Below are 26,585 nucleotides of genomic sequence, written 5' to 3' on the forward strand. Positions count from 1 at the left end.
GCGGCTTGCGTCTTGTGGCAGCTGTCTGGCACGTATGCGGAAATCCGCACACAAGCAGCTGTTGCTGCGCTGCCATCGCAGCAACGGCGCAGCGCCCAGTTGCCGCCCCCTGCCATTTAGCCACGTGACTTTCTGGCCACGCCGGCATCTGCGGTGGCAGCCACACTGGCTGCACAGACGCAGGCGACATCGTCGCCAGAGCGCCACGCAACCCAAGCCCACCCACAAGGACCGTCATGCAGCCATCCCTACCGCGCATTGCGCACATTGCCCGCTCCGCAGCGCGATTTTTCGATGCCGGCAGCGCGTCCGCCAGGCGGTTGCAACGTCCGGCGCATTGCTGGCTGTGGCTGGCCTTGATCGCGCCCTGCATCGCGCAGGCGCAGGTGGATCTGTCGCAACTGGATGCCGAGATGGCCGCGCCACGCACCCAGGTGCTGGTGCTTGGCAGCGTGCATCTGTCGCAGTTGCCCAAGGACAGCGATATCGGTGCAGCACGCCTGCAACCGCTGATGGACCGGCTGGCCGCGTACGCGCCGACCATCATCACCACAGAGGACCTGTCGGGCGAAACCTGCGACCTGATGCGGCGCCATCCGGCGGTGTATCTGCCCGAGGACACCACGACCTATTGCCCCGACACCAGCGAGGCAGCGCGTGCCACCGGGCTGGACGTTCCCACCGCTCTCGGCCAGGTCCGTGCAGCGCTCCGCAGCTTGCCCAGCGCGCCCACACCGGCACAGCGTCGGCACCTGGCTGCGCTGTTTCTGGCCTCGGGCGAGCCACCATCTGCGCTGGTGCAATGGCTGCAGCTTGCGCCGGCCGAACAGCGCAGCGGCGATGGCCTGGATGCGGCGCTGGTGGCGCGACTGCGCAGCATGGAACAGCGCCCCAATGAGAGTTACCAGATCGCCGCGCGACTGGCTGCACGCCTTGGCCTGCAGCGCGTCCATCCGGCCGACGATCACACCGGCGACAACGTGGACCTGGCCGACCCGGCGGCGTACGGCAAGGCGATCCAGGCCGCCTGGGACAAGGCCGCGCCGCGGGCGCGCGCCATGCGTGAGCGCGAGGACCAGCTGGCAAGTCAAGGCAGGTTGCTGGAGCTCTATCGCGCGATCAACCTGCCGGCCAGCCAGCAGCTGGCCATCGCGGTGGATTTTCGCGCCGCACTGAGCGAGGGTTCGCCGCAGCGCTACGGCTATCGCTACGTGTCCGGCTGGGAGATCCGCAACCTGCGCATGGTTTCCAATGTACGTGCCAGCTTTGCCGAACAACCCGGTGCGAAGGTGCTGGCAGTGGTCGGTGCCATGCACAAGCCCTGGTTCGACAACTGGTTGGGACAGCTGCAGGGCGTGGATATCGTGGATGCGGCGCAGGTGTTGGGTGCCGACGGAAAGTGAGCGGCAGTGAGTACAACGGCCTCAGCGTGACGCTCTAAGTCAAAAGCCTGATTGGCCGAGGGCGCGGTGCCTTCGCCGCTCGTGGGACACGCCGTAAATCCTTCCCTGGCGGCTCGGCGGCGGCATCCATGCCGCCATACGGTCCCGCAACCGGCGAGGACACCGCATCAGAGAGTTGGTCGGTGATTTGGCAAAAATCTGCTTGTTGCTCGGGTGCATTAGAAGGCTGATCGGAGGCGACGCTATCCAAACAACACACATCATGTTCTGCTCGCGACCTTGCGCGCCGACCATCTCGACTGGTCCTTGCCCGCCTACCGTCGCGGGACCTTACGCGGCATGGATGCCGCGTAAGAGCCTCCATGGACGGATTCACGGCGTGTCCCGCGATGGTGGGCGGGCAAGGGCCCGGCAGCCAGGTAACAGATCGGCCGCTCTACGCTTGCGAGCTGCCCGCACGGTCCTAACACCCGCAGACAAGACAACTGCAGTTATCGATACCGGCATAAGCAGCAGCCATCAATTCGCTGACTCCACAAAATGCTGAACGTATCCGGTTTCAGGTGCAGCCAGATGCGGCATCAAGGCGAAGGCCGCGCACCTAATGCACTAGATCGACAACCGGCCTTCGTCAATCCAGGCTCTCAGCTCAGCACATCCAGCAAGCTACCCAGCATCTCGTCGGAGCGCCGCAGCGCAGTGGCGTTGGCCTGGAAGTCGTTGCGTGCCGAGAGCCCTTCGACCAGATCGGTGGCCGGTGCCGATGGATCGGCGTTGGCGTCGACCACGCTGGCTGCCACTCCACCATTGAGCTGCGTGCTGGCTGCAACGGCCTGACGCGGACTGCCGTCCACCGGCTGACGCGCCACATTGCTGGCGGCCACCTGCTGGCGCAGTGCGGCGACCTGCATTCCGGAACTGGCGATGCTACTGATGCTCATGATGGCTCCGGTGCAGAACAGAGAAATAACCAATGACGTTTGTTTACCAACCAATCAACACAATCGTTGCCGGCGATCGCGCCGCACTGCTGTTGTTCTTACGCCCACCGAGGCGCGTGGCGAGCGTGTCTCACGGGTTGGAATCAGCTCACAGGAACCGCAATGACGTGTCCCACCCACCGATTCCGATCACGCCCACCTCACGGCTGCCCAGCCGCCTCACGCAGGCTCAATAGGTGCCTACCCGCACACGCAAGACCACTGGAACCTCTCCCGCCGCATCCACACGACCGACGTTGAGCCCGTAGTCGGTCTGGTCGCCGTTGAGCTGTCTTTCGACCTGCCAGCGCCCGTCCACGTACCGCCCCTGCTCCACCCGCAACAGTTGTCCATGACGGGTATCGGCCGCCTCGCGGAAAAATTCAATCCGCGCGGCCATTCCGGTGACCAGGAACTCCTCCGGCCCCAGCTGCGCCACCAGCAGCCGGCCGGCGTGGTCGTCGTTGCCGGGCAGGATCGCCGGCGCATCGCCCCACATCGGCGCACCGAACGACACCTTGGCCTGCCAATCGCCGAAGCGCAGCGTGCGTTGCGGCGCGCCGGGCTGTTCGGCCACCGCCTGCAGCCGGCCGTCGAAGGCGGCCTGGGCGATCACGCGCTGCAGCGGCGCCAGCAGCTTGAAGTTGGCGGCGTGTGCAGCGATCGCGTCGCGGTTGGCCTGGCTGTCCTGGTTGCCATCCATGCCGAACACCGAAAAGCCGATCCCGCCCTGCCCCAGCACATGGAACAGATACGGCGCGGTGGCCGCCTCGAAGCCGGTCTCCGAAACCCAGGCCGGGTTGTCCGGTCGCGCGTACTGGCCGATGACCTTGGTGTACTCGTTGTAGTCGCTGGTGTAGATATCGGTGCCGATGAAGTCGACCGACGGCGTGGCCGCGCGCCACAGCGCGAACACATTCACCGTCGCACCGCCGGACGGATAATCCATGCCCGGGTAACGCTTGCCCTTGTAGCGCAGCCAGGTGTTGACGTAGAGCGGCAGCGGATAGGCGCGCTTGCCGGCCGCGGCCACCTGTTCGATGTACGCCGCCGTCGCATGCGCATTGAAGGCTTCGGCCGCTTCGGCACCGAACAGCTGCTGCCAGCTGCCCTGCGGTTTGCCCAGTTTTTGCGCGATCGCGGCGGGCACCGGTTGCGCGAACGCCGCCTCGCCTGCCGGGCCATGGTCGCGCACCGTGCCGATTGCGCCGGGCTCGTTTTCCACCTGTACCAGGATCACCGTGTGGCGGTCGCCATCGACCTTGCGCAGGTGCTGCATCAATGCGGTGAACGCACGCACATCGGCCTGCACGTTGGCGGCCACATGCGGCGACAGCACATCCACGGGCTCACCATTGGCATCGCGCATGCGCGGGTAGGTGGCGTCGTCGCGCTTGATCCACTCCGGCACGTAATGCATCTGGCCGTTCTTCCAGCTGCCGAACCACAGCAGGGCCACGCGCAGGCCACGCTTGCGCGCGCCGGCAATCAAGGCATCCACGTTGGTGGTATCGAAGCGCCCGGGCGCCGGCTCGAACTGCTCCCAGTACACCGGCGCTTCCACCGTGTTGGCGTGCAGCGCGACCACCTCGTCCAGCGCCTTGGGCAGCACCGCCGGCCAGGCGCTGGAATTGTGCAGCTGCGCGGACAGCACGGTGTATGGCGCGCCATCGACGAACAGCGCATGGCGGCCATTCTGGGTAACGAAGCGCGGCAGTTCTTCCGCGCTGGCCAGCAATGGCACGCAACCGGCCAACATCGCCAGCGACCACAGCAGGGCTGCGATGCGGCCGCGCGGCCGGGGCATCTTCAGGGCAAGCAAACGCATCATCGCGCCTCCGACGGTAGTGAATTCCAATGCGGCGTGGGTTCGTCGCGCAGATGGCGCACGAAGAAGTCGTACTGGCGACGCTGCACATAGTCGATCGGCCCGCTGGAGCGGCCTACCGAATGCTCGCCGCCAGGCACGTTGAGCAGCTCGAAGTCCTTGCCGGCCTTGATCAGCGCATCGACCACCTGCGCGGTGGAGGCCGGGTCCACATTGCTGTCCTGCTCGCCGACGATCAGCAGCAGGTCGCCCTGCAACTTGGCCGCATTGACCACGCCCGAGGCCTGCGCATAACCGGCATCCACCGGCCAGCCCATCCACTGCTCGTTCCAGCTGATCTTGTCCATGCGGTTGTCGTAGCACCCGGCGAACGCCACGCCCACCTTGTAGAAGTCCGGATGGCGTTCGAGCGCGCCCAGCGTGCTCTGCCCGCCGGCAGAGGCGCCATAGATGCCGACCCGGCCGATGTCGTAGGAAGGGTCCCTGTCCGCCAACGCACGGTGCCAGGCGATGCGATCGGCAAAGCCGGAATCGCCCAGGTTCTTCCACGCCACATCATGAAAGGCCTTGGAGCGGTTGGCGGTGCCCATGCCGTCGATCATCACCACGATAAAGCCCAGATCCGCCTGCGCCTGCATGCCGATCTGCTTGTCGCCACCGGAGTGATAGCCAAACGGCCAGAACGTCTTCGGCACGAAGGAGTCGTGCGGGCCGGCGTAGATGTTCTCGATCACCGGATACTTTTTGTGCGGGTCGTAATCGCGTGGGCGCACCACCATGCCCCAGATGTCGGTGCGGCCATCGCGGCCCTTGGCAACGAAGGTCTCCGGCGCGCGCCAGCCGGCGGCCAGCAATCTGTCGATCTTGCCCTGCTCCACCTGCTGCAGCAGCCGGCCATCGATTGCGTGCAGTTCCATCACCGGCGGCAGATCCGGTCGCGAATAGACATCGACGTAATGCCGGCCGTCGTCGGCGATCGCCACATCATGATCGGCATCGCTGTGGGTCAGCCGGGTCAACTGGCGGCCGTCGAAATCCACGCTGTACAGCTGCCGGTAGTACGGGTCTTTGCCCGCATCCATGCCGCTGGCGGTGAACCAGATGCGCCGCTGCGCGTCGTCCACGCGCAGCACATCGCGCACGATCCACGGCCCACGCGTGAGCTGCCGCTTGAACCTGCCGCTGCGGCCATCGACCAGGTACAGGTGCCGCCAGCCGTCGCGTTCGGAGATCCACAGCAACGCGTCGCCGCGCCCATCCACGTCATGCCGGAAGCTGCGGTCGGCATAGACGAAGGTGCGCGCATCTTCGCCGACCGCCACGTGCGCGCGACCGCTCTGCGCATCCACCGCGATCACCCGCATGCGCTGAAAGCCGCGTTGCACGTAATCGAAGCTCACGCTGCGGCCATCGCTGCGCCACTGCAACGGCGACAACGCATACGGATTGGCGAACAAGGCGGTGTCCACCTCGCGGCGTGTGCCGTCCACGGCAAACAGCACCGGCCGCTCCACATCCACCGCATCGCCGGGCTTGGGGTACAGCTGGGTGCGCACGCGCGGCTGGCCGCCGCCTGCAGGCGCCGCTTCCACGCGGGTGACGCGGCGGGCCAACCCGGGACGCACGCGATACACCGCCAGCCGCTGCGAATCCGGCGACCAGGCGATGCTTTGCGGGTCGAAGTAATCGTCTGCGCGGCCATCGTCGCTGAGCCGGGTCAGCTGGCCATCGGCAACGCGACGCAGCAGCAGGTTCCAGCCATCGGCGAGCGCTTCCCAGCGGCCATCGGGCGAACGGCGCGGCGTGGTGTCGGCTGGCACCGCAGGGTCGCGCACCACACCGAAGCCGCGTGGACGCTGCTGCGTGGCGGCGTCATCGCGGGCGCAGCGGTCGTCCGTCAGGCTGCAACGCCAGGGCGCTTCGCCAAGTGCGAAGCGAATCGCCCCGTCGCTGCGCTCGCCGTCCGGCGCATAGGCAAAGCGCTCGAACGGCAACTGCAACGCGGTGTAGGGTGTGCCGGTCGCTGCACTCAATGCCTGCGCCACGCGCAGCTGATCGAACGCCGGCGTTTTCTGCAGCGTGGCGACATCCATACGGACGAAGGCGAATCCGCCCGGCACCGTCTTGCGGTAATAAAACGTGCCGTTGTCCTGCCATTGCGCCGGCCAGGCCACGTTCTCGGTCAGCGTGCTCCAGTGCGCGCGCAAGCCCAGCGCGCGTTGGTAGTCGGCCACACTGGGCGCGGCCTGTGCCGCCGTCGACAGCAACACGATGCACGCAGCCACCCCGTTCAAGCAGCCACGCAACCAGCGCGATGCACCCGCGCTGCGGCGCAGCTCACTCGCCATCGTCCTCCTCCAACGCCAGCTCATCGCCGCGCAAGCCGCTACGCGCGCCCCAGTGATAGATGAAGAATGCAATTACCGCCACGCTCAAGGTGTCGAACGGATGCGCGATCCAGCCGTGACCGCCGAACGTGCCGGCCCAGGACACTGCCATCACCAGCACGAAGAACACGATCAACCACAGCGATGCGCGCACCTGGCGCAGCAGGCGTGCCCGGCCCTGGCGCGATGGCAGGCGATACAGCACATACAGCACGAACGCGACCACCTGCAGGCCGAGCAACCACGACAAGGTGGGCCAGGTCGACCAGTAGACGATCAAGGCGGCGACGATGAACGACAGCGGCCCCAGCACGGCAAGGCCACGGACGCGAAACGGCCGCGGCAAGTCCGGCGCACTGCGGCGCAACGCCGCCACCGTCACCGGCGCCACCGCGTAGCTCAGCACCAGGGCCGCCGACACCACGCCGATCAAGGTCTCCCACGAGGGGAACGGCAGCGTCCAGAAGATCGACAAGCCCAGGCTCAACCACAATGCCGGACGCGGAATGCCCGATTGCGGATCCACCCGCGTCAGCACCGGCAAGAACCCGCCGCTACGCGCCCAGCCGTACACCACGCGCGGGGTGGCATTCATGTAGATGTTGCCGGTACCGCTGGGCGAGACCATCGCATCGCAGATCACCAGCGCAGCCAGCCACGCCATCCCCAACGCCAGCGCGATGTCGTGATACGGCAGCGCAAACACCTTGTCGATGCCGCTCCAGCCCGGTGCCAGTTGCGTGGCGGGAATGCTGCCAAGGAATGCCAGCTGCAGCAGCACGTAGATCACCGTGGACAAGGCCACCGACAGGATCAGGGCGATCGGGATATTGCGCTGCGGGTCGCGCACCTCGCTGGCCACCGACACGATCGGGGTCAGGCCCAGGTAGGCAAAGATGATGCCGCCGGCGGAGATCGCCGCCTCCACCCCGGCCATGCCCGAGGGCGCAAACCCGTGCACGCTCAGGTTGCCCGGGTTGAAGTGCTTCATCAGCAGCACGATCACCAGGATCGGCACCAGGAACTTGAAGATGCTGACGATGTTGTTGGCCAGCGCGAAGGTCTTGACGCTGAAATAGTTGAGCAGGAAGAACAGCACCAGCAAGGCCAGTTGCACCAACCAGCCCCACACGCTGGGATGGCTACCGCCGGGTTGGTTGAGCAGCGGAAACCACGCCGCCGCATACTGGCGCGCAGCCTCCACCTCGATCGCGATCAGGCTGGAAAACGCGATCAGGGTGATGAAGCCGGTCAACGAGCCGAGCAAGGCGCCATGCGAATATTCCGGGTAGCGCACCACGCCACCGGCGCGTGGCAGCGCGGCGCCGAGTTCGCAATACACCAGGCCGAGCAGCAACACCGCGATGCCGCCGAGGATCCACGATAGGATGCCGGCCGGCCCGGCGATGGCAGAGACATGGCTGGCAGAGAACAACCAGCCCGAGCCGAAGATCGAACCCAGCCCGATAAAGGTCAGGTCGGTCAGGCTGAGTCGCTTGTGGAACTTGCCTTGCGTGGTCGCACCGTGTGTGGTCATTGGTCGCCCCGAAGCGTGGATACGCGGTTGGTGTAGCGAAGAACGTCGGCTGGTGATGTCCCGGATCAGTCGCTGGCAGCGGCCTTGGCCGCTGCTGCCGCCGGCCCGGCAGCATCTTCGGCGGCATACGGCGAGACACCACCGTCGGCGATGAAGCGGTCGATGCGCGCCTCCAGCACCGGCAATGGCACCGAGCCGGTCTGCAGCACCGCATCGTGGAAATGGCGCAGGTCGAATTTTTCGCCCAGGGCGGCTTCGGCCTTGCGCCGCAGCTCCAGGATCTTCAGCTCGCCCAGGTAATACGACAACGCCTGCCCCGGCCAGGCGATGTAGCGGTCCACCTCGGTGGTGACTTCGTGCTCGCTCAAGGCGGTGTTGTCGCGCAGGTAGGCCTGCGCCTGCGCGCGCGTCCAGCCCTTGTGGTGGATGCCGGTATCGATCACCAGGCGGCAGGCGCGCCACATCTGGTAGGTGAGATAGCCGAAGCGGTCATAGGGCGTGTCGTACATGCCCATTTCCTGGCCCAGGTACTCCGAATACAGGGCCCAGCCTTCGCCATAGGCAGAGATGTAGGCGTAGCGGCGAAACTCCGGCAGCCCCTGCGCTTCTGCCGCCAGCGGCATCTGCAGCGCGTGGCCGGGCGAGGACTCGTGCAGCGTCAGTGCGGTCAGGTTGTACAGCGGCCGCGACGGCAGGTTGTAGGTGTTGACCAGATAGATGCCCGGGCCACCGCGCCCGCCGGTGTAGAACGGCGCCAGCTCCGGCGGTACCGGCTCGATCGCGAAGCGTCGGCGCGGCAGCCGGCCGATGTAATCGCCCACCTTGGCGTCCACGCGCTTGGCGATCCAGGCGGCCTGCTTGAGCAACTGTTCCGGCGTCTTGGCATAGAACTGCGGGTCGCTGCGCAGGAACTGCAGGAAGGCCGGAAACACCGCCTGCCCGGCCGGTGCCTTGAAGCCGCTGTCGGCGATGGTCTGATCCATCTGCGTGCGCAGCTTGGCCACTTCCTGCAGACCGATCTGGTGGATCTGCTCCGGGCTCAACTCCAGCGTGGTGAATTCGCGGATCTGCGCGCGGTAATACGCCTGCCCGTCCGGCAAGGCTTCGCCGGCCAGCGTGGTGCGCGCGCGCGGCTGGTACTCGTTGCGGATGAAGTCCAGCAAGCTCGCGTAGGCCGGCAGCACCTGCGTATCGATGGTCTGCACTGCCTGCAGGCGCAATTGCGCCTGCACATCGGCAGGCAGCGTGGCCGGCATCTGCTTGAACGGTGCGTAGAACGGATTGGCCTCGCCCTTGGCCTGCACCACGTCGGCGATGGACTGGTCGCGCCCGGTCAGGGTCACCCGGGGCTGGCTGAAACCGCGCGCCAGGCCGGCACGCATATTGTCGGTGTGCTCGGCGAAATAGCGCGGGATATCGGCCAGCATCTTGAGATAACGCTGGTAGTCCTCGCGCGTGCGCAGCTTGGCTTCGGCGCTGAAGCCCAGGTCGCTCCAGAACGCCGAGTCGCTGTTGAACGGCATTTCCCAGGCGCGGAAGTGCTGCTGATCCAGCAGCACCAGCAACTGCTGCCGGTACACCTGGTAGCTCACCTGATCTTCGGCCGGCAACTGCGCTGCCGGAATCGCATCCAGCTCCTTCAACGTCTGTTGCCAGTACGCGGTGCGCAGATTTTGCGTGGCCACATCGACCTTGGGCAGATGGTCGGACTGCCTGTCCTGCGTGGCCTGGTTGTCTTCATCCACCGCACCGGACAGCTGCGCCTGCCGCCAGCGCCATTCGCGCGTGTACAGCGCCTTGAAGCGTGCCGCTGCACTGTCTTGCGTGCTTGCTGCGGGTGCAGGTGCTGCGGCCTGTGCTTGCGACACCGTGCCGCCCAGGCTGGCAGCAATCAGCACGCTCAATGCGCTCGCGCGCCAGACGCTGTTGGTGCTCATCCGCGTGCCTCCGGCGCCGCCTTGGCCTGCGCGATCCACTGGCGCACGCGCTGCTGCAGCATCGCCAGCGGCATTGCGCCGCCGCCGAGCACCGCATCGTGGAAGGCGCGCACATCGAAGCGATCGCCGAGTTCTTTTTCCGCCTCCGCACGCAGCGCAAGAATCTGCAGCTGCCCCAACTTGTAGCCCAACGCCTGGCCCGGCCAGACGATGTAGCGATCGGTTTCGGACTGGATGCTGGGCTCGTCATCGGACGGATGCGCGTGGAAGAAATCCACCATCTGCTGGCGGTTCCAGCGCTTGTAATGCACGCCGGTGTCGAGCACCAGGCGATTGGCGCGCAACAGCTCGCCGGACAGCCGGCCGTAATCGTTGTACGGGTCCTTGAAGAAGCCGATCTCCTTGCCCAGGCGCTCGGCGTACAGCGCCCAGCCTTCGATATAGGCGTTGTAGCCGGCCTGCTGGCGGAACGGCGGCAATGGCAACGTCTGCGCAAGCGAGATCTGCAGGTGATGGCCCGGCACGCCCTCGTGATAGGCGGTGGTTTCGATATTGACCAGCGTGCGGCTGGCGAAGTCGCTGGTGTTGACCTTGACGATGGCCGGCTTGGTGCCTTCCGGATTGCTCTGCCAGTATTCGGCGCCGGGCGCGCTGCGTCGGAATGCGGGCATCGCCTGCACTTCCAGCGGCGTTTTCGGCAGGTGACCGAACAGCTTGGGCAACTCGGGTTCCATCGCGGCGATGTAATCGCGGTACTGCTGCAGGATCTGCTCGCCGGAGCTGGCGAAGTGGCGCTTGTCGGTGTCCACCGCCTTGCGGAAGCTGGCCAGGTCGGCAAAGCCCTGCGCCTTGGCGATCACCGTCATCTCGCCTTCGATGCGCGCCACTTCCTTCAGGCCGATCTGATGGATCTCCTCCGGCGCCATGTCGGTGGTGGTCTGGGTGTGGATGGCATAGCGATAGCGGCGTTCGCCATCGGGCAGCGACCATACCCCTTCCTGCGCGCGCCCTTGCGCGGCGTACTCGTCGCGCACGAACGCGGCCAGCTTGGCGTAGGCCGGGCGCACCTGTTGCTCGATCGCGGCCAGCAACTGCGTGCGCAGCGCAGCGCGCTGCTCGGCCGGCACCGCGGCATCGACTTTTTTCAGCGGCGAGGCGAACGGGCTCTGCTCGCCGGTCAGCGCGGCGATCTTGTCGATCTGCTCGGGCAGGCGCTCCAGCAGATAACGCGGCTGCACCAGCCCCTCCTTGGCGCCCTGCCGCGACACCGCGATCACCTGGTCGATCACTGTCGGAATGGTCTGCAGGCGCTTGATGTAGTCCTGATAATCCTTGGCGTTCTCGAACGGAAACGCATCGCCATAACCGGCCAGCCCCAGCTGGATGCCGCCGATCGGCTCCAGCGGCATCGCATAGGTTTTCAGGTCGATGCCTTCCAGCTTGTCGCGCAACTGGCCGAGCATCATCTGCAGGCTGAGCTGGCGCTGTTCGTCCAGCGTCTTGCTGTCGATCGCTTCGAATTGCGTGAGCAGCTCGGCGGTGGCCGTGCGTTCGGCCTGCACGGCCTGAAGCGAATAGTCGCTCCAACGATCGTTGTACCGCTTGTCGCCGATGATGCTGGCGAACTCCGGGTTGTGCTGCAACTGGTACTGCCATTGCTTGTCCAGCAGCGCATCGAAGGCCTTGGCGGCTTGCTCGCCGGTTGGCGCAGCGGTGGCTGCAGCCGCCGTTTCCGCTGCCGGCGGCGCCGGCTTGCAGGCAGTGAACAAGGCGGCGGCCAGCAGGCCGATGGCGACGGGACGCAGGTGGTTCATGCAGTTACTCCAAGAGGCAATGGCGGCTGTAGGAGCGCGCCTGAGCGCGACGGCTTTATCGGGACTGCCCGTTGCGCCCGGGCGCGCTCCTACGCGTGCGTGAGCCTGTAACGGCTCATGCAAACGGTTGGTCGATCGCCGGCGACGGCGGGGTAAACCACTGCGCGCCGGTATCGGTGACGTAAAAGTGGTCTTCCAGGCGCACCCCGAACGCACCGGGCACCACGATCATCGGCTCGTTGCTGGCGCACATGCCCGGCTGCAGCGGCTGCGCATTGCCGCGCACCAGATACGGCGCTTCGTGGATCGCCAGGCCGCAGCCATGGCCGGTGCGGTGCGGCAATCCTGGCAAGCGGTAGTCCGGCCCCAGCCCAGCGGCCTCCAGCACGCTGCGCGCGGCCTGGTCCACCGCTTCGCAGGCGAGCCCGGGGCGGATCGCCGCAAACGCCGCTGCCTGCGCCGCCTGCTCCAGGTCCCAGATGCGCCGTTGCGCGTCGTCGGGCGCGCCGTAGATCCAGGTGCGGGTGATATCGGAGTGATAGCCCTGCACGGTGCAGCCGGTGTCGATCAGCACCAGCTCGCCTGCGCGCAGGTGCTGCACGCCTGGAATGCCGTGCGGGAATGCGGTGGCATGGCCGAACTGCACGATGCAGAAGGTCGAGCCGTTGTCCGCGCCCAGCGCGCGATGCGCCTCGTCGATGAAGCGCACCAACTGGTCGGTGCCGATGCCTTCCTGCGCGATGCCGGCGGCCAGCCGCTGCACCAGCAAGGTCATGTCGCAGGCCTGCTGCATCAGCGCCAGCTCGGCCGGTGACTTGCACATGCGGCAGCCGTCGATGATGGCCGCGGCATCGCGGATCGCCGTGCCCAGGTGCGCGCGCAGGCCGGTGTGCACGGCAAAGGCAATGCCTGGATCCAGCGCCAGTGCATGCGCGTGGCGGTCGTCCATCACCTGCACCACCAGTGCGTACGGGTCCTCGTGTTCTTCCCACAGATGTTTGGCGACCGCGATCTTCAGCACCGCATCCAGCGAGCCTTCTTCGAACGCGGGGCAGATCAGCACCGGGTCGCCGTCCAGCGTGAGCAGCAGCGCGACCAGGCGCTCGCTCGCGCCCCAGGGCACGCCGGTGAAATAGCGCAGCGACGTGCCGGCGCCGATCAACAGCGCATCCACGCCGTGCGCGCGCATCAGGCGGCGTGCGCGTTCGATGCGCTGTGCGTATTCCTGCGCGGCGATCGGCGCGGCGCGCTGCGTCCACGGCGTCAATTGCGCGCGCGCCTGTTCCAGCGACAGCCCGCCGATCTGGCTGCTCATGCGCCGGCTCCAAGGTCGGCGGTGCTCCATTGCCCATCGACCAGGCGCGCCACGCCACCCGGATTGCGCTGGCGCAGGTCGGCCGGCAGCAAGGCGTCCGGCACCGCGTCGTAGCTGTGCAGGGCGGCGAAGCGGCGGATCGAACCGGGCATGCCCACCGCGGTGAAGCCCGGGTGCCCGGTGCTGGGGAACGGCCCGCCATGATTCTGCGCCGCGCTCACCGCCACGCCGGTCGGCATCTTGCTGTTGATCAAGCGCCCCACCCGCGCCCGCAGCACCGGAGCGATGGCCTGCCAAGCCGCATCGTCGCTGCCATCGGCCGCGCGGTACAAGGTGCCGGTGAGGTTGCCTTCGAATGCAGCGGCGATCTGCGTCATCTGCGCCACGTCGCGTGCACGCACCAGCAGGCTCACCGGGCCGAAGGCCTCGGTCTGCAACGCATGCGGGCTGGTGAGGAAGGCCTGCGCATCCACGCTCAACAAGGTCGGCGCGTAGCGATAGCCGTCTTCGCCGGTATGCCCGCCGGCAAGCAGCGCGGCGCCGGCAGCGCGCAGCGCTGCCACACCGTGTTGCACGCCTTCCACGCCTGCACTGGAAAACAACACCATCGGTATGGCGGCTTCGAAATGCGCCGTGGTCGCGGCCACGAACGCATCGCCGGCCTCGCCCTGCGGCACCACCACCACCCCGGGATTGGTGCAGAACTGGCCGCTGCCCAGCGTGCACGAGGAGAAGAATTCCTGCGCCAGCGCCGCGCCGCGTTCGGCCAGTGCGCCCGGCAGCAGGAACACCGGGTTGACGCTGGACAGCTCGGCATAGAACGGCACGCCGGCCGCATCGGCGGCGGCCTTCAGCGCCAGCCCGCCCGCACGGCTGCCGGTGAAGCCGATCGCCCCCAGCCGCGCATCGCCGGCCAGCCGCAGGCCAGTGGCGTTGTCAAAGTGATACAGCAACTGCACCGTCGCAGCCGGCAGGCCCGCCGCAAGCAAGGCTGTGTGCGCAAGCTGCGCCATGCGCTGGCTGGTGGCCGGATGCAGCGGATGCGCCTTGGCGATCACCGGGTTGCGCGCGGCAATGGCCGAGGCGAAATCGCTGCCGGCAATCGCATTGAAGGCGAACGGGAAATTGTTCGGGCCAAACACCACCACCGGCTTGCCGAGTGGCGCCAGATGCGAACGCAGATCGGCAGCGGTGTCGATGATGGGTTGGGTCCAGCTATAGCTGCGCACCGCCTGGGCGGCCTGACGCAACTGCCCGCTGGTGCGCGGCAGCTCGTTGCCACGCAAGCGTGTGGGCGCCGGCAATGCGGTTTCTGCGTGGGCAAGCGCCACCAGGGTGTCGGCATCGGCATCCAGCGCGTCGGCGTAGGCGTCCAGAAACGCCGAAATCTTCTCGACCGGTGCCGCGGCAAGTTCCGCTGCAATCGCTTGCGCTGCCGCAACCGCGGTTTCGACATCCTCCGCACCGCTGACCGGAAACTGCGGCCCGATCGCCTCGCCCGTGCTCGGGTCGGCGGCACGGAAGCTGGCGCTCGCCGCGCGGCTGGGTTGCCACCGGCCGGCCAGCAACACCTCGGCCTGCTGGATGGGCGGGGATTGGAGCGTCTCGTTCATTGCGGCACCTTCGGTTGCATGAGGACAGACCCTGCGCACTGTGCGGCAGCGGCCGACCAAAAAACGACGAGGATGCCGCGCTGATGCGACATCCTCATCGACCCACCTCGCGCTACGCCGGCCACCGCGTCCGCGCGTGCATCCGTGCGCGGCGCTCATCCGGTGGCGTGCAGCGCGAGCTCATCGTCAGGACAGTGTGGGCGCAGTGGCGATGGCGTGGTCGATGACCTTGAGCGCGGCCTCGCGCTCGGCACCGTCGACCACCAGGCGCGGCGCGCGCACGCGCTCGCTGCCCAGGCCGACCTTTTCCTGCACCAGTTTGATCAACTGCACGAACTTGGGCACGGTATCCAGGCGCAGCAGCGGCAGGAACCAGTCGTAGAGTTCCTTCGCCGCCGGGTAGCCGCCGTCGCGCGCGAGTTCGAACAGGCGCACCGATTCCTTCGGGTAGGCGTTGACCAGACCGGCGATCCAGCCCTTGGCGCCCATGCTCAGGCCTTCGACGATGGCATCGTCCATGCCCACCAGCAGCGCCAGACGATCGCCCAGCAGCTCTTGCAGCGCGGCGAAGCGGCGCACGTCGCCCGAAGACTCCTTCACTGCCTGCAGGTTGGGGAATTCGGCGGCCAGCTCGGCGATCTGCGCCGGGCCGAAATCGGTCTTGTAGGCCACCGGGTTGTTGTACAGGATCACCGGCAGGTCGGTGGCGGCAATCACCGCACGCACATGCGCGCCCATCTCGCGCCAGTCGGTGGAGTAGACGTAGGGCGGCAACACCATCAGCCCGCCGCAACCGAGGTCCTTGGCCGCCTTGGCCAGCGCCACTGCCTCACCGGTCGCCAGGCTGGCGATGCCCGGCACCACCGGCACGCGGCCGTTCAGTGCGCCGACCAGCGTCTTGAGCACGGCCAGCTTGTCGTCCACGCTCAAGGTGGCCGCTTCGCCCAGCGAGCCCAGCGGCACGATCGCGGTGCAGCCGGCATCCACCAGTTGATTGGCGTGCTTGGCGAGGAAGTCGTGATCGATCTCGCCGGAGGCGGTGAACGGGGTGGTGATGGCCGGCAGCACGCCATGCCAGAACGCAGCAATACTCATGGATGATTCCCTTGCGAGTCGGAAGTGAACGGGTCGGCCAGCGCCGCGAGGCGGACCGGGAACAACGGCGGCCGGCGGCCGGCGTCGGTGGAAAGCGCGGGCGGGCAGCGCCCAAGCTCGGCGAGCGCGGTGCCGCAGATGCGGCCCTGGCAGGCGCCCATGCCGCAGCGCGAAGCGAGCTTGGCATCGCGTGCATCGTCGAAGTTGTCCAGCGCGCCCAGCGGCACGTCTTCGCAGCGGCACACCAGCGTGTCCGGCTGCGCCAGCGCGCGGATGCGTGGATCAAGCGCGAACTGCTGTTGCAGCACCCCGGCGAACGCACGCGCGGCACGCCGCCGCGGCTGCAGGCGCAGCGCAGCGTCCGGCGCGTCGGCAGCCATATGCCCGGCCATCGCGCCTTCGATCAGCGCGCAATCACGCCCGCCGATGCCGCAGGCCTCGCCCGCTGCAAAGACCTGCCGCACGCTGGTGCGCAGCAGCGCGTCCACATGCAGCTGTTGATGCGCGCCGTACGCGTCCAGCCGGCAACCGAGCAGCTGTGCGAGCTCGGTGTTCGGCACCAGGCCATAGCCCACCGCCAGTTGATCGCAGGCAACACGCGTGCGGCCGGTGGGCCCTTCGATCTCGATTTCACGCAGTTGCGTGTCGCCGTGTGCGGCAACGACAAAGCTGCCGGCGCGATACGCCACCGCGCGCAATTGCAGGCGCAGCGCCACCGCCTGCGCCGCCTTGCCCGGCCAGCGCCACAACTGCAATGCGAACTGCCGCAACGCAACTTGAGAGGTCTGTTCGTGGATGCCGAGCACCTGCGCGCCATGCCGTTGCAAGGTGGCCGCACTGGCCAGCAGCAGCGGGCCGCTGCCGGCGACCACCACGCGCTTGCCGACCAGCGGCCAGCCCTGTTTGGCCAGCGCCTGCGCCGCGCCGGCGCCGGTGACGCCGGGCAAGGTCCAGCCCGGAAACGGCAGCAGCAATTCGCGCGCGCCGGTGGCCAGCACCAGGGCGGCGTAATGCAGTTGCAGGGAACCGTGCGGGCCATCGGCCAGCAGCCAGCCCGGCTGCGCCAGCAGGATCTGCGTTTGCGTCAACAACGTGATCGACGCAGCGCCCTGCACCTGCCGCAACAGCGCGCGCGCATCGGCCGGCGCGCCGTGCCGCACATCGTTGCGCCACACCTGCCCGCCGGCACGCGGCTGCAGGTCGACCACGCCCACCCGCACGCCATGACTGGCCGCTGCCTGCGCTGCCGCCAGGCCGGCCGGGCCGGCGCCGATCACCAGCACATCGAAATGCTGCACGCGCTCAGCCATCGGTGCGTACCTGCATGCCGTCGCGCGCATCCACCAGGCAGGCGCGTTGCTGGCCGATGCCATCGATGCGCACCCGGCATTCGAAACACACGCCCATGCCGCACAACGGCGCGCGCGGCTGGCCGCTGCACGACTGCCGGAACTGCAGCGTCGCCTGCGCCACCGCAGCGGCCACGCTGGCGCCGGCCGGCACCTCGACCGCTTGCGCATCCACGTGCAGGCGCACCGTCGCGCTCATGCGGCTGCACCATGCACGGCGCGCGCCGGAGCGTACGGGCTGGGGTCGATGGCCGGGGTGCGCCCAAGCAGGCTGTCCACGATCACCCGGGCGCTCCCCAGCGCCGTGGTGACGCCCAGCCCTTCGTGACCGGCGGCTACCCACACATCGCGCCGGCCGGGCACCGCCCCGAGATACGGGCGCCCGTCCGGCGTGGCCGGGCGCAGTCCGGTCCACACCCGGATCGCCTGCAACTCGCGCAGCACCGGCAGATAGGCGAATGCGCGCTGCAGCATCTGCTGCAACACCGGCAGCGACAGCGCGCGGTCGTGCTCACCGAACTGGCGCGAGGAGCCGATCAGGATCTGCCCGGTCGGCCGCGGCTGCACATTGAAGGCCACGCTGGTGGCGTCGGCGCCATGCGCCGAATCGGCATAGCCCAGTTCCAGTAGCTGATGCCGGATCAAACCAGGATGCCGGTCGGTGATGACCAGATGGCCCTTGCGCGGGCGTAGCGCCAGCTCAGGCAACAACTGCGGCAAAGCTACTCCGCTGGCCACCAGCACCGGGCCGGCCAACAGCTGGCCATCGTCCAGACGCACCCCATGCGCCTGCAACTGCTCCACCTTGCGGCCGGCAAACAGCTGCGCGCCCGCCTTGCAGGCCAGGCTCACCAGATGCCGCGCCACCCGCGGCGGATACACCACGGCCTCACCCGGCACCAGCATGCCGCCGGCCAGGCCCGCCACCAGTTGCGGCTCCAGTGCATACAACTGGCTGGCATCGATGGCGTCGGCATGCAGGCCGGCCGCCGCCAGCCGCGCGATCTTGGCCGGCACCGCCGCCAGTTCGCGCGCATCGCGGGCCACCCACAGCGTGCCGCAGCGGCTGAACTCGGCCTCGCTCAGTTGTGCGAAGCGCTCCCACAGCCGCAGCGAATACGCCGACAACGCCAGCTCGGCCGGGTCGTCGTCCATCGCCACCAGGTGCCCCATCGCCGCCGCGGTGGAACCGCCACCGATCGGCCCTGGCTCGACGATCGCCACGCGCAGCCCTTCGCACGCGGCCGCCTCGGCGCAGGCCGCGCCGACGATGCCCGCGCCCACCACGATCAGGTCGTAGCTGCGTCGCGTGGACGCTGCCGACGGCCCCGCATCGGCGGCCGGCGCGCTGCCAACTCCCTCCGATGCGGGCCGCACGTCGTCCATCAGGCCACGATGCCCCAGGCAAACGGGTCGGCCGGGTCGATCAGCAGCTGCGCGCGTGCGGTGATGTAGGCATGCCCGCGGATGCGTGGCGCAATGCCGCGCCCGCTCAGGCGATAGCTGCCTTCGAAGGCGCTGCCCAGAATGCCCTGCTGTACCCAGCGCTCGCCTTCGGCCAGCTTGCCGTCGGCGGCCAGGCAGGCCAGCTTGGCGCTGGTGCCGGTGCCGCACGGCGAACGGTCGTAGGCCAGCCCCGGGCACAGCACGAAGTTGCGCGCCACGCCGCTGCCGTCCGGTGCGCTGCCGTTGATTTCGATATGGTCGATCTCGCCGCCGGCCTCGCCGGTGATGCCGGCCGCTTCCAGCGCCAGCCGGATCGCTTCGGTATAGGCGGTCAGCTCGCGCTGATGTGCCAGGTCCAGCGCACACGGCGCCTGCCCGGTGATGAAGAACCAGTTGCCGCCCCAGGCCACATCGCCACGCACCGGCCCGTAACCGGGCACGTCCACGTCCACCTCAGTCGCGACGCGATAGCTGTCGACATTGTCGACCGACACCGTGCCGTCTTCGGCCAGTTCCACGCCGACCGTGCCGACCGGCGTCTCGATGCGGTGCTGGCCCGGTGCGATGCGCCCCAGCTCGGCCAGCGTGCGCACCACGCCGATGGTGCCGTGCCCGCACATGCCCAGGTAGCCGACGTTGTTGAAGAAGATCACCCCGGTGCAGGCGCTGGGGTCGCGGGCCGGCAGCAGCAAGGCGCCGACCATGGTGTCCGAGCCGCGCGGTTCGCAGGCGATCGCGCTGCGCCACTGGTCGAAATCGCGGCCAAACCGCTCGCGGCATTGCGCCAGATCGCCATCGCCCAGATCGGGGAAGCCGGAGAGGACCACGCGGGTAGGTTCGCCGGCCGTATGGGAGTCGATGACGTCGATGGTGTGCATGGCTCATGCTCCCACTGCCGGCTGGCGGACGACTAGCGTCCAATGCGAGTTGCAAATGCGGAAATCCGCACAATCGACAACCCGCTTCACAGCCCCGCGTTTGCGCTAGGATCAATACAGGGCCGCGCCTTTCGTGCAGCCGTCAATCGTGACCGCCACCATGACGCCGATGGACCTCAACCTTCCCGCGCTGGAAATGCAGACGCTGTTCGATGCGCTACCGGACGTGGTGTTCTTCATCAAGGACAGCGAGGGCCGCTACACCCATTGCAACCTGACGCTGGTGCGCCGGCTCGGACGCAAACTGCGCAGCGAAATCATCGGCCGCTCGCCACTGGAAGTGTTCCCGCTGCCGCTGGGCGGCAGCTACATGATGCAGGACCGCCGCGTGCTGTGTGGCGAGCTCATCGACAACCAGCTGGAGGTGCATCTGTATCCCAACCGCCTGCCCGGCTGGTGTCTGACCTTCAAGCGCCCGCTGTGCGAGGCCAATGAAGTGATTGGCGTGGTCGGCATTTCGCGCGATCTGGGCCAGCCCGACAGCCGGCACTCGGCGTACGAGCGCCTGAGCCAGGTGATGGATCACATGCAGGCCAACTTCGGCGACAACCTGCGGGTGCAGAGCCTGGCCGACCTGGCCGGCCTGTCGGTGGCGCAGCTGGAACGGCACTTCCGCCGCGTGTTCCAGGTGACCCCGCAGCAACTGCTGACCAAGCTGCGGATCGAATCGGCGATGCGGCTGCTGTACGGCGACGACAGCATCGCCAGCATCGGGCAACGCTGCGGCTTTGCCGACCAGAGCGCATTCGCGCGCCAGTTCAAGGCAACCGTCGGCATGACCCCGCGCGATTACCGAGCGCTCAAGGGGCAGTTGTAGGCGCGCAAACACACGCTGACACACCGCTGGCACAAATGCCGAATTCGGCAGCATTGGCGATACTGCGGTGATGCGGTTTGCGCAGGTCGTTGCACCGCTGTCGCGACGCGCAGGAGTTGGCACAGGCAGGGCCGCGCTGAAGGTCGCGTCAAGGCGACCCTGGGCCCGGATGGTAGAATTTCTGGTTTCCCCTACCGCGTTGCCAATGGCCAGCTTTTTCCGCCGTAACAAGCCCACCACGCCCGACAGCGCGCGTACCTCGCGCTATAGCCTGGAAGAACTGGCAGCCGCATTCCCCACCGCGCCGTCTGCCGCCACCCCGGCATCGCCGGTCGAGGCAATGCCGACTGCCGAACCCGGCACATCGGCCACACCAGCGTCGCCCGCGCTTGCTGCACCGGCACGCAGCGATGCGGTAACGCCGACGCCAGCCGCAACGCCGCCGGCCGCGGCACCGGCCGACCAGCTTGCCCAGGACATCGCCGCGCGCACTGGCCAGGCGCAGAGCATTGCCGCAGTCCCCAATGCACCCACGCCGCCGGCCACGCCGGCACCTGCGGCCTTGCAGGGGCTGCCCGATCCGCTTCCGTCTGCCGCGCCGCACGCACCCACGGTAGTGGTACCGCCGCCGGTGGTCGTGCCGCCACACAGTGCACCCGCGCAGCCGGCAGGCACGCCGGCACCGACGCCTGCGCAAGGCGCCGCGCCCGCAGTCGTACCGTCGACCGCAACGCCTGCTGCCACGCCTACCGTCGTGACACCCGCTGTCGTGACGCCTGCCGCCGCAACAGCTGCGCCCACAGTGCAACCGGCCGTCGCCCCGTTGCCCACCGCCGCGCCCAACGTCGTCGCCCCGGCCGTGATCAGCGCCCCAGTGCCGGCCAGTTCCGACAACGACAGCATCAACGGCCAGCGCGATGCGCTACCGGCCGCCCCGGCCGGCAAGCCGGGCTGGCGCGACCGTCTGCGCAACAGCAGCTTCGCGCGCAGCTTCGGCGGTCTGTTCTCGCGCAACCCCAAGCTCGACGACGACCTGCTCGACGAGATCGAAACCGCGCTGATCACCGCCGACGTCGGCATCGGCGCGACCACCACCCTGGTCGAAGGGCTGCGCAAGCGCATGAAGTCGCGCGAGTTCGCCGATGCGCAGGCGATGTTCAAGGCCTTGCGCGCCGATCTGATCGCGCTGCTGCAGCCGGTTTCCAAACCGTTGGTCATCGACCGCTCGGCCAAGCCCTTCGTGGTGCTCACCGTCGGCGTCAACGGCGTCGGCAAGACCACCACCATCGGCAAGCTGGCCAAGCGCTTCAAGGACGACGGCAACAGCCTGATGCTGGCCGCCGGCGACACCTTCCGCGCCGCGGCGGTGGCGCAGCTGCAGGCCTGGGGCGATCGCAACGGCGTGGCCGTGATCGCGCAGGGGCAGAATGCCGATGCCGCCTCGGTGGCGTTCGACGCGCTGCAGGCCGCCAAGGCGCGCGGCACCGAGGTGTTGATCGCCGACACCGCCGGCCGCCTGCACACCCAGACCGGGCTGATGAACGAGCTGGGCAAGATCCGTCGCGTGCTCGGCAAGATCGATGCCGCCGCACCGCACGAGGTGCTGATGGTCATCGACGGCACCACCGGTCAGAACGCCATCTCGCAGCTGCGCCAGTTCCATGCCGCGGTCGGCGTCACCGGCCTGGTCGTCACCAAGCTCGATGGCACCGCCAAGGGCGGCGTGGTGTTCGCACTGGCGCGCGAGTTCGGCATTCCGATCCGCTTCGCCGGCATCGGAGAGCGCCCGGAAGATCTACGCGTGTTCGACCCGGTCGCCTTCGTCGATGCGTTGTTGCCGGAAGCCCTGGGCAGCTGAGTGGCAGAGGCCTGCCCGCATCTGCAAGCGCTGTGCGCGCAGGCGCTGCAGTTAGGCTGCACGGTGCGGGACGTGTCCGGCGACTGGTCGCGCGCCAAGCGTGTGCTGGAGTTCGCCCAGCCGTTGCCGGCGGCGTTGCGCAAGCAGGCGCGGCGCCATGCAGAGCTGGTTCATTATCATGCACCGGCCGCACCGCACTGGCCTGGCGATGAAGGCTTCTTCTGCGACCAATGCCGGGTTGGACTTGCGTTTCCGCTGCACTGATCGGCCTACCGCCATACGCGCACAGCCGGGCGTCATCCGCCCGCCGTCATCGCCCTCCTTCGCCAGCAGACCCCATGCCAGCCGATCACGCCACTGCCACCGCTGACGCCTTCGTCGACCGCCTGCTGCACTGGTTCGACGGCCACGGCCGCCACGACCTGCCCTGGCAACATCCGCGCGCGCCTTACCGGGTGTGGTTGTCGGAAATCATGCTGCAGCAGACCCAGGTTGCGGTGGTCATTCCGTATTTCCACAAGTTCGTCGCCCGCTTTCCGACCCTGGCCGACCTGGCCGCAGCCGACAACGACACCGTGATGGCGCACTGGGCCGGGTTGGGCTACTACGCACGCGCACGCAACCTGCATGCCGCAGCCCGGCAATGTGTCACCCTGCACGATGGCGAGCTGCCACGCGATGTCGATGCCTTGCTGGCGTTGCCCGGCATCGGCCGCAGCACCGCCGGCGCGATCCTCAGCCAGGCCTGGAACGACCGCTTCGCGATCATGGACGGCAACGTCAAACGCGTGCTGACGCGCTTCCACGGCATTGCCGGCTACCCCGGCCTGCCGGCGATCGAAAAGCAGTTATGGCAACTGGCGACGACGCATGTGGCGCAGGTGCCGGCCGGCCGCCTGGCCGACTACACCCAGGCGCAGATGGATTTCGGCGCCACGCTATGCACACGCGCCAAACCGGCCTGCGTGCTGTGCCCGCTGCAGGACGATTGCGTGGCGCGCCGCGATGGACTGGTGGAGGCACTGCCCACGCCCAAGCCCGGCAAGGCGTTGCCCGAGCGCGAAGCCACCGCCTTGCTGCTGGAAAATGCTGACAGGCAGATCCTGCTGCAGCGCCGCCCACCGACCGGCATCTGGGCCTCGCTGTGGACGCTGCCGCAGGCCGAGACCGACAGCGGCATGCGCGCATGGTTCGACAAACACATCGATGGCAACTACGACCGCGCCGACGAACTGCCGCTGATCGTGCACACCTTCAGTCATTACCGGCTGCATCTGCAGCCCTTGCGCCTCGGCAAGGTCGCACTGCGCCCGGCGGTACGCGACAATGACGACCTGCGCTGGGTCGCCCGCGCCGATCTCGCATCGCTGGGCTTGCCGGCGCCGATCCGCAAACTGCTCGACGCCCTCTAGGCACGCACTCAAAGGAATCCGCATGTCCCGCACCGTGTTCTGCCAGTACCAGCAATGCGACACCGAAGGCCTGGATTTTGTGCCGTATCCCGGCGAGCTCGGCCAGCGCGTGTTCGCGCAGATCGGCAAGAGCGCATGGCAGGCCTGGCTGGCGCATCAGACCATGCTGATCAACGAAAATCGGCTGTCGCCCCGCGACCCCAAGCACCGCGCATTTCTCGAAGCCGAGTTGCAGAAGTTCCTGTTCGAACGCAACGCCGACAAGCCGGATGGCTATGTCGCGCCGATGAGCGAAGAGTAAGCACGTCGGGATTCAGCGCGGCCAACAGACCACTGCGCTCACTGCCGGACCGGCGCGGCCTGTGACCGGGATCGGCGTGCATCACATCTGCCCTCCAGATCCTGCGCAACACTTCCTTCGGGCCGGGCACTGCTGGCCGCGGCTTTAGCCGTTGTCAGACAGGACAGAGCGAGCGCAGCGAAGGACAGGCCTGCAACGCAGCAGCCGCTACACGATCGCAGCGACCATCTGCAGGCGACTTCAGGGCATCGCACCGCCCTGAATCGCACCGCCCGGATGCGTGCGCCTCAACCGACGCCGGTCGGCCCGTCCAGCAGCATGCGGATCCGCTTGAGCAGCTCCTTCTGCGTATACGGTTTGTTGACCACGTCGAACTCCGCGCCGCCCACGTCGGTGCGCTGAATGCTGGCATCGGCATAGCCGGTGGTCAGCAGGACCTTGATCCTGGGCAGCATGCGCCGCGCCTCGCGGGCCAGCACCACGCCATTCATGCCGCCGGGCATGATCAGATCCGTGAACAGCGCATCCACTTCCGCATGCTGCTCGAGTAACTCGATCGCCTCGCGCCCGCTGGCTGCAGAGAGAATGCGGTAACCGGCGTTTTCCAGGAACATCCTGGCCACCACCGCTACGTCCTGCTTGTCTTCCACCACCAGGATGGTTTCGCTGCCGCCCTTGTCGATGGCACGGCTCTTGACGGCCTGCAGGTCGTTCTCGAATTCGTTGGATGCGGGGAAATACAACCGCACCGTGGTGCCTTCGCCCACTTCGCTGTAGATGCGCACGGTGCCGCCGGACTGCTTGACGAAGCCGTACACCATCGACAGACCCAGGCCTGTGCCCTGCCCCTCGTCCTTGGTGGTAAAGAACGGCTCCATGACGCGGCTGGCCACCTCCGGCGGCATGCCCAAGCCCGTGTCGCTGACGGCAATGCTCACATAGCGACCCGGCGCCAACTGGTGGTGCATGGCCAGATCGTGGCTGGTGATTTCCACGTTCTGGGTCTGCACGGTCACTTCCTTGCGCTCGGACTGCGCCATCGCATCGCGCGCATTGATCAGCACGTTCAACAGCGCCACTTCGGCCTGGGTGGTGTCGATCTGGCAGTTCCACAGCCCCTCTTCCAGCGACTGCCGCAGGCTGATGCCGCCCCCCAGCGTGCGCTCGGCCATGTTGTTCATGCCCGACACCAGGCCATTGAGATTGACTACCCGCCCCCGCAATTTCTGCTTGCGCGAAAACGCCAGCAATTGCTGGGTCAGGGTGGCCGCCTTGGCCGCGGCCGTTGCGGCATGTTCGGCGCTGAAGGCGATGCGTTCGGCATTCCTGGCGGCATCGCCGGAAACCATCATCTGGATCACTTCCAGATGCCCGGACATCACCTGCAGCAGATTGTTGAAATCGTGCGCGATGCCGCCGGTCAACTGCCCCAGCGCTTCCATTTTCTGCGCCTGGCGCAAGGCATCTTCGGCATCGCGGCGACGACTCACGTCCAGCTGCGAACCGAAGAAGTAGACCAGGTTGCCTTGCTCGTCGAACACCGGCGAGACGAACAGCGCGTTCCAGAACGAGGAACCATCCTTGCGGTAATTCAGCACCTCGGTGGCGAATTCGCGGCGTTGCTCGATGGACTCGCGCACGTCCTGCACGCTGGCCGGATCGGTTTCCGGGCCCTGCAGGAAACGGCAGTTGTTGCCGATGATCTCCTCGGACGAATACCCGGTCATTTCCAGAAACGCCCGGTTGGCGAACACGATCGGATTGTCGGGCAGATGCGGGTCGGTGACCGTCATCGGCATGCGCGTGGTTTCCACCGCGGCAAAAAAGATATCCGAGCGATGCTTCTCCACAGGCAGGCTGCGAGATTCGCTGATATGAGGCGCCCGCAGCTCTCCGTTACCAGGATCGTTCAAGTGCATGTTCTCCGCGGGGCCATTCCCGTGGTGATAGTCTAGTTGGGGCCGGTGAGTTGATTCCTCACATCCATGAGCCTTTCCCGTACGGCCGCGCCCGCCGATGCAACCCGGCGTGCGGCAGGCAGCACGCGCTAATGCGGCGCCACCTTGGAAAACACGTTGATGACCACCGCACCGGCCACGATCAGGCCCATGCCCAGCAGCGCCGGCGCATCCAGCCGTTGTCCGTGCACGGCCCAGGCCACCAGCGAAATCAATACGATGCCCGCGCCCGACCACATGGCGTAGGCGATGCCGACCGGGATCACGCGCAGCGTCAGCGCCAGAAAATAGAACGAAATGCCGTAGCCCAGCACGGTGAGCAGCGATGGCCACATGCGCGTGAAGGCTTCGCTCGATTTGAGCGCCGCCGTGGCGGTGACTTCTGCGCAGATCGCGATTGCCAGGAATATCCAGTTCTTCATCGCCGCACCTTGCCCGTGGAATGCGGCGACCACAGCGGCAGGCACCGGCTTGCTTGCAAGCGCGTCGCTGTGCGCCATTGCCTGCGCCGTCGCTTGCTGAAAGCAGGCTAATGCAGGCACGGTGGACCGGCACTGGCAGGCAGGTGCATCGGTCGTTTTGCCGTAGCATGCGCAG

General features: G+C 67.3%; 20 protein-coding genes. 5 read left to right on the forward strand and 15 right to left on the reverse strand.

The window, feature by feature from the left end; translation table 11 throughout:
- Nucleotides 1-236 precede the first annotated feature (236 nt).
- The gene (locus AC1PLS_RS12595) at nt 237-1,403 is read left to right on the forward strand and encodes a DUF5694 domain-containing protein (protein WP_481103750.1); all 1,167 of its coding nucleotides are present in this window, start codon (nt 237-239) and stop codon (nt 1,401-1,403) included.
- Between the two features lie 644 nt (nt 1,404-2,047).
- Here the strand turns inward: AC1PLS_RS12595 and AC1PLS_RS12600 are convergent.
- From AC1PLS_RS12600 to AC1PLS_RS12660, 13 genes are all read right to left on the reverse strand, one after another.
- On the reverse strand, nt 2,048-2,344 hold the full coding sequence (locus AC1PLS_RS12600; RefSeq protein ID WP_024940013.1) for a flagellar basal body rod protein FlgC: 297 nt from the start codon (nt 2,342-2,344) through the stop codon (nt 2,048-2,050).
- A gap of 229 nt (nt 2,345-2,573) precedes the next feature.
- Complete coding sequence (locus AC1PLS_RS12605) at nt 2,574-4,214, reverse strand: DUF5597 domain-containing protein (protein ID WP_481103751.1); 1,641 nt, start codon at nt 4,212-4,214, stop codon at nt 2,574-2,576.
- Complete coding sequence (locus tag AC1PLS_RS12610) at nt 4,211-6,559, reverse strand: S9 family peptidase (protein ID WP_481103752.1); 2,349 nt, start codon at nt 6,557-6,559, stop codon at nt 4,211-4,213. The genes AC1PLS_RS12605 and AC1PLS_RS12610 overlap by 4 nt, the downstream gene beginning before the upstream one ends.
- Nucleotides 6,549-8,135, reverse strand: coding sequence for an APC family permease (locus AC1PLS_RS12615; protein ID WP_167764077.1), 1,587 nt, complete (start codon nt 8,133-8,135; stop codon nt 6,549-6,551). Before AC1PLS_RS12615 ends, AC1PLS_RS12610 begins: the two co-directional genes overlap by 11 nt.
- Nucleotides 8,136-8,200: 65 nt before the next feature.
- Nucleotides 8,201-10,072 carry a DUF885 domain-containing protein gene (locus AC1PLS_RS12620; protein ID WP_481103753.1) on the reverse strand — a complete coding sequence of 624 codons (1,872 nt, stop codon included), beginning with the start codon at nt 10,070-10,072 and terminating at the stop codon, nt 8,201-8,203.
- Nucleotides 10,069-11,886: a DUF885 domain-containing protein gene (locus AC1PLS_RS12625; RefSeq protein ID WP_481103754.1), complete on the reverse strand. Its 1,818-nt coding sequence runs from the start codon at nt 11,884-11,886 to the stop codon at nt 10,069-10,071. The genes AC1PLS_RS12620 and AC1PLS_RS12625 overlap by 4 nt, the downstream gene beginning before the upstream one ends.
- Nucleotides 11,887-12,001: 115 nt before the next feature.
- Nucleotides 12,002-13,201, reverse strand: coding sequence for a M24 family metallopeptidase (locus tag AC1PLS_RS12630; RefSeq protein ID WP_126962872.1), 1,200 nt, complete (start codon nt 13,199-13,201; stop codon nt 12,002-12,004).
- A complete protein-coding gene (locus AC1PLS_RS12635; protein ID WP_481103755.1) occupies nt 13,198-14,814 on the reverse strand; it encodes an aldehyde dehydrogenase family protein in 1,617 nt (538 codons plus the stop codon). Before AC1PLS_RS12635 ends, AC1PLS_RS12630 begins: the two co-directional genes overlap by 4 nt.
- A 186-nt stretch (nt 14,815-15,000) precedes the next feature.
- Nucleotides 15,001-15,909, reverse strand: coding sequence for a dihydrodipicolinate synthase family protein (locus AC1PLS_RS12640; RefSeq protein WP_016901999.1), 909 nt, complete (start codon nt 15,907-15,909; stop codon nt 15,001-15,003).
- Nucleotides 15,906-17,219: an FAD-dependent oxidoreductase gene (locus AC1PLS_RS12645; protein ID WP_481103756.1), complete on the reverse strand. Its 1,314-nt coding sequence runs from the start codon at nt 17,217-17,219 to the stop codon at nt 15,906-15,908. Before AC1PLS_RS12645 ends, AC1PLS_RS12640 begins: the two co-directional genes overlap by 4 nt.
- Nucleotides 17,212-17,457, reverse strand: coding sequence for a 2Fe-2S iron-sulfur cluster-binding protein (locus AC1PLS_RS12650; RefSeq protein ID WP_024937895.1), 246 nt, complete (start codon nt 17,455-17,457; stop codon nt 17,212-17,214). The genes AC1PLS_RS12645 and AC1PLS_RS12650 overlap by 8 nt, the downstream gene beginning before the upstream one ends.
- Nucleotides 17,454-18,644 carry an NAD(P)/FAD-dependent oxidoreductase gene (locus AC1PLS_RS12655; RefSeq protein WP_260300020.1) on the reverse strand — a complete coding sequence of 397 codons (1,191 nt, stop codon included), beginning with the start codon at nt 18,642-18,644 and terminating at the stop codon, nt 17,454-17,456. Before AC1PLS_RS12655 ends, AC1PLS_RS12650 begins: the two co-directional genes overlap by 4 nt.
- Nucleotides 18,644-19,582 (reverse strand): proline racemase family protein, encoded by a 939-nt coding sequence (locus AC1PLS_RS12660; protein ID WP_184229439.1) that lies wholly within the window; start codon nt 19,580-19,582, stop codon nt 18,644-18,646. Before AC1PLS_RS12660 ends, AC1PLS_RS12655 begins: the two co-directional genes overlap by 1 nt.
- Nucleotides 19,583-19,742: 160 nt before the next feature.
- Here AC1PLS_RS12660 and AC1PLS_RS12665 point away from each other — a divergent pair, with 160 nt between their 5' ends.
- The 4 genes from AC1PLS_RS12665 (at nt 19,743) to AC1PLS_RS12680 (ending at nt 24,030) form a co-directional block, all read left to right on the forward strand.
- Complete coding sequence (locus tag AC1PLS_RS12665; protein WP_024937898.1) at nt 19,743-20,459, forward strand: AraC family transcriptional regulator; 717 nt, start codon at nt 19,743-19,745, stop codon at nt 20,457-20,459.
- 205 nt (nt 20,460-20,664) lie between these two features.
- The gene (gene ftsY, locus AC1PLS_RS12670; protein WP_481103757.1) at nt 20,665-22,317 is read left to right on the forward strand and encodes a signal recognition particle-docking protein FtsY; all 1,653 of its coding nucleotides are present in this window, start codon (nt 20,665-20,667) and stop codon (nt 22,315-22,317) included.
- Nucleotides 22,318-22,655: 338 nt separating this feature from the next.
- Complete coding sequence (mutY, locus tag AC1PLS_RS12675; RefSeq protein WP_054592579.1) at nt 22,656-23,729, forward strand: A/G-specific adenine glycosylase; 1,074 nt, start codon at nt 22,656-22,658, stop codon at nt 23,727-23,729.
- Between the two features lie 22 nt (nt 23,730-23,751).
- Complete coding sequence (locus AC1PLS_RS12680; RefSeq protein ID WP_016902008.1) at nt 23,752-24,030, forward strand: oxidative damage protection protein; 279 nt, start codon at nt 23,752-23,754, stop codon at nt 24,028-24,030.
- Between the two features lie 287 nt (nt 24,031-24,317).
- On the opposite strand, the gene AC1PLS_RS12685 is transcribed toward AC1PLS_RS12680, so the two are convergent.
- Nucleotides 24,318-25,943 (reverse strand): hybrid sensor histidine kinase/response regulator, encoded by a 1,626-nt coding sequence (locus tag AC1PLS_RS12685; RefSeq protein ID WP_054592577.1) that lies wholly within the window; start codon nt 25,941-25,943, stop codon nt 24,318-24,320.
- A 134-nt stretch (nt 25,944-26,077) separates the two neighbouring features.
- Nucleotides 26,078-26,410 (reverse strand): SMR family transporter, encoded by a 333-nt coding sequence (locus AC1PLS_RS12690; RefSeq protein WP_481104496.1) that lies wholly within the window; start codon nt 26,408-26,410, stop codon nt 26,078-26,080.
- Between the last annotated feature and the right edge of the window lie 175 nt (nt 26,411-26,585).

The organism is Xanthomonas sp. NCPPB 3218, from assembly GCF_056725185.1.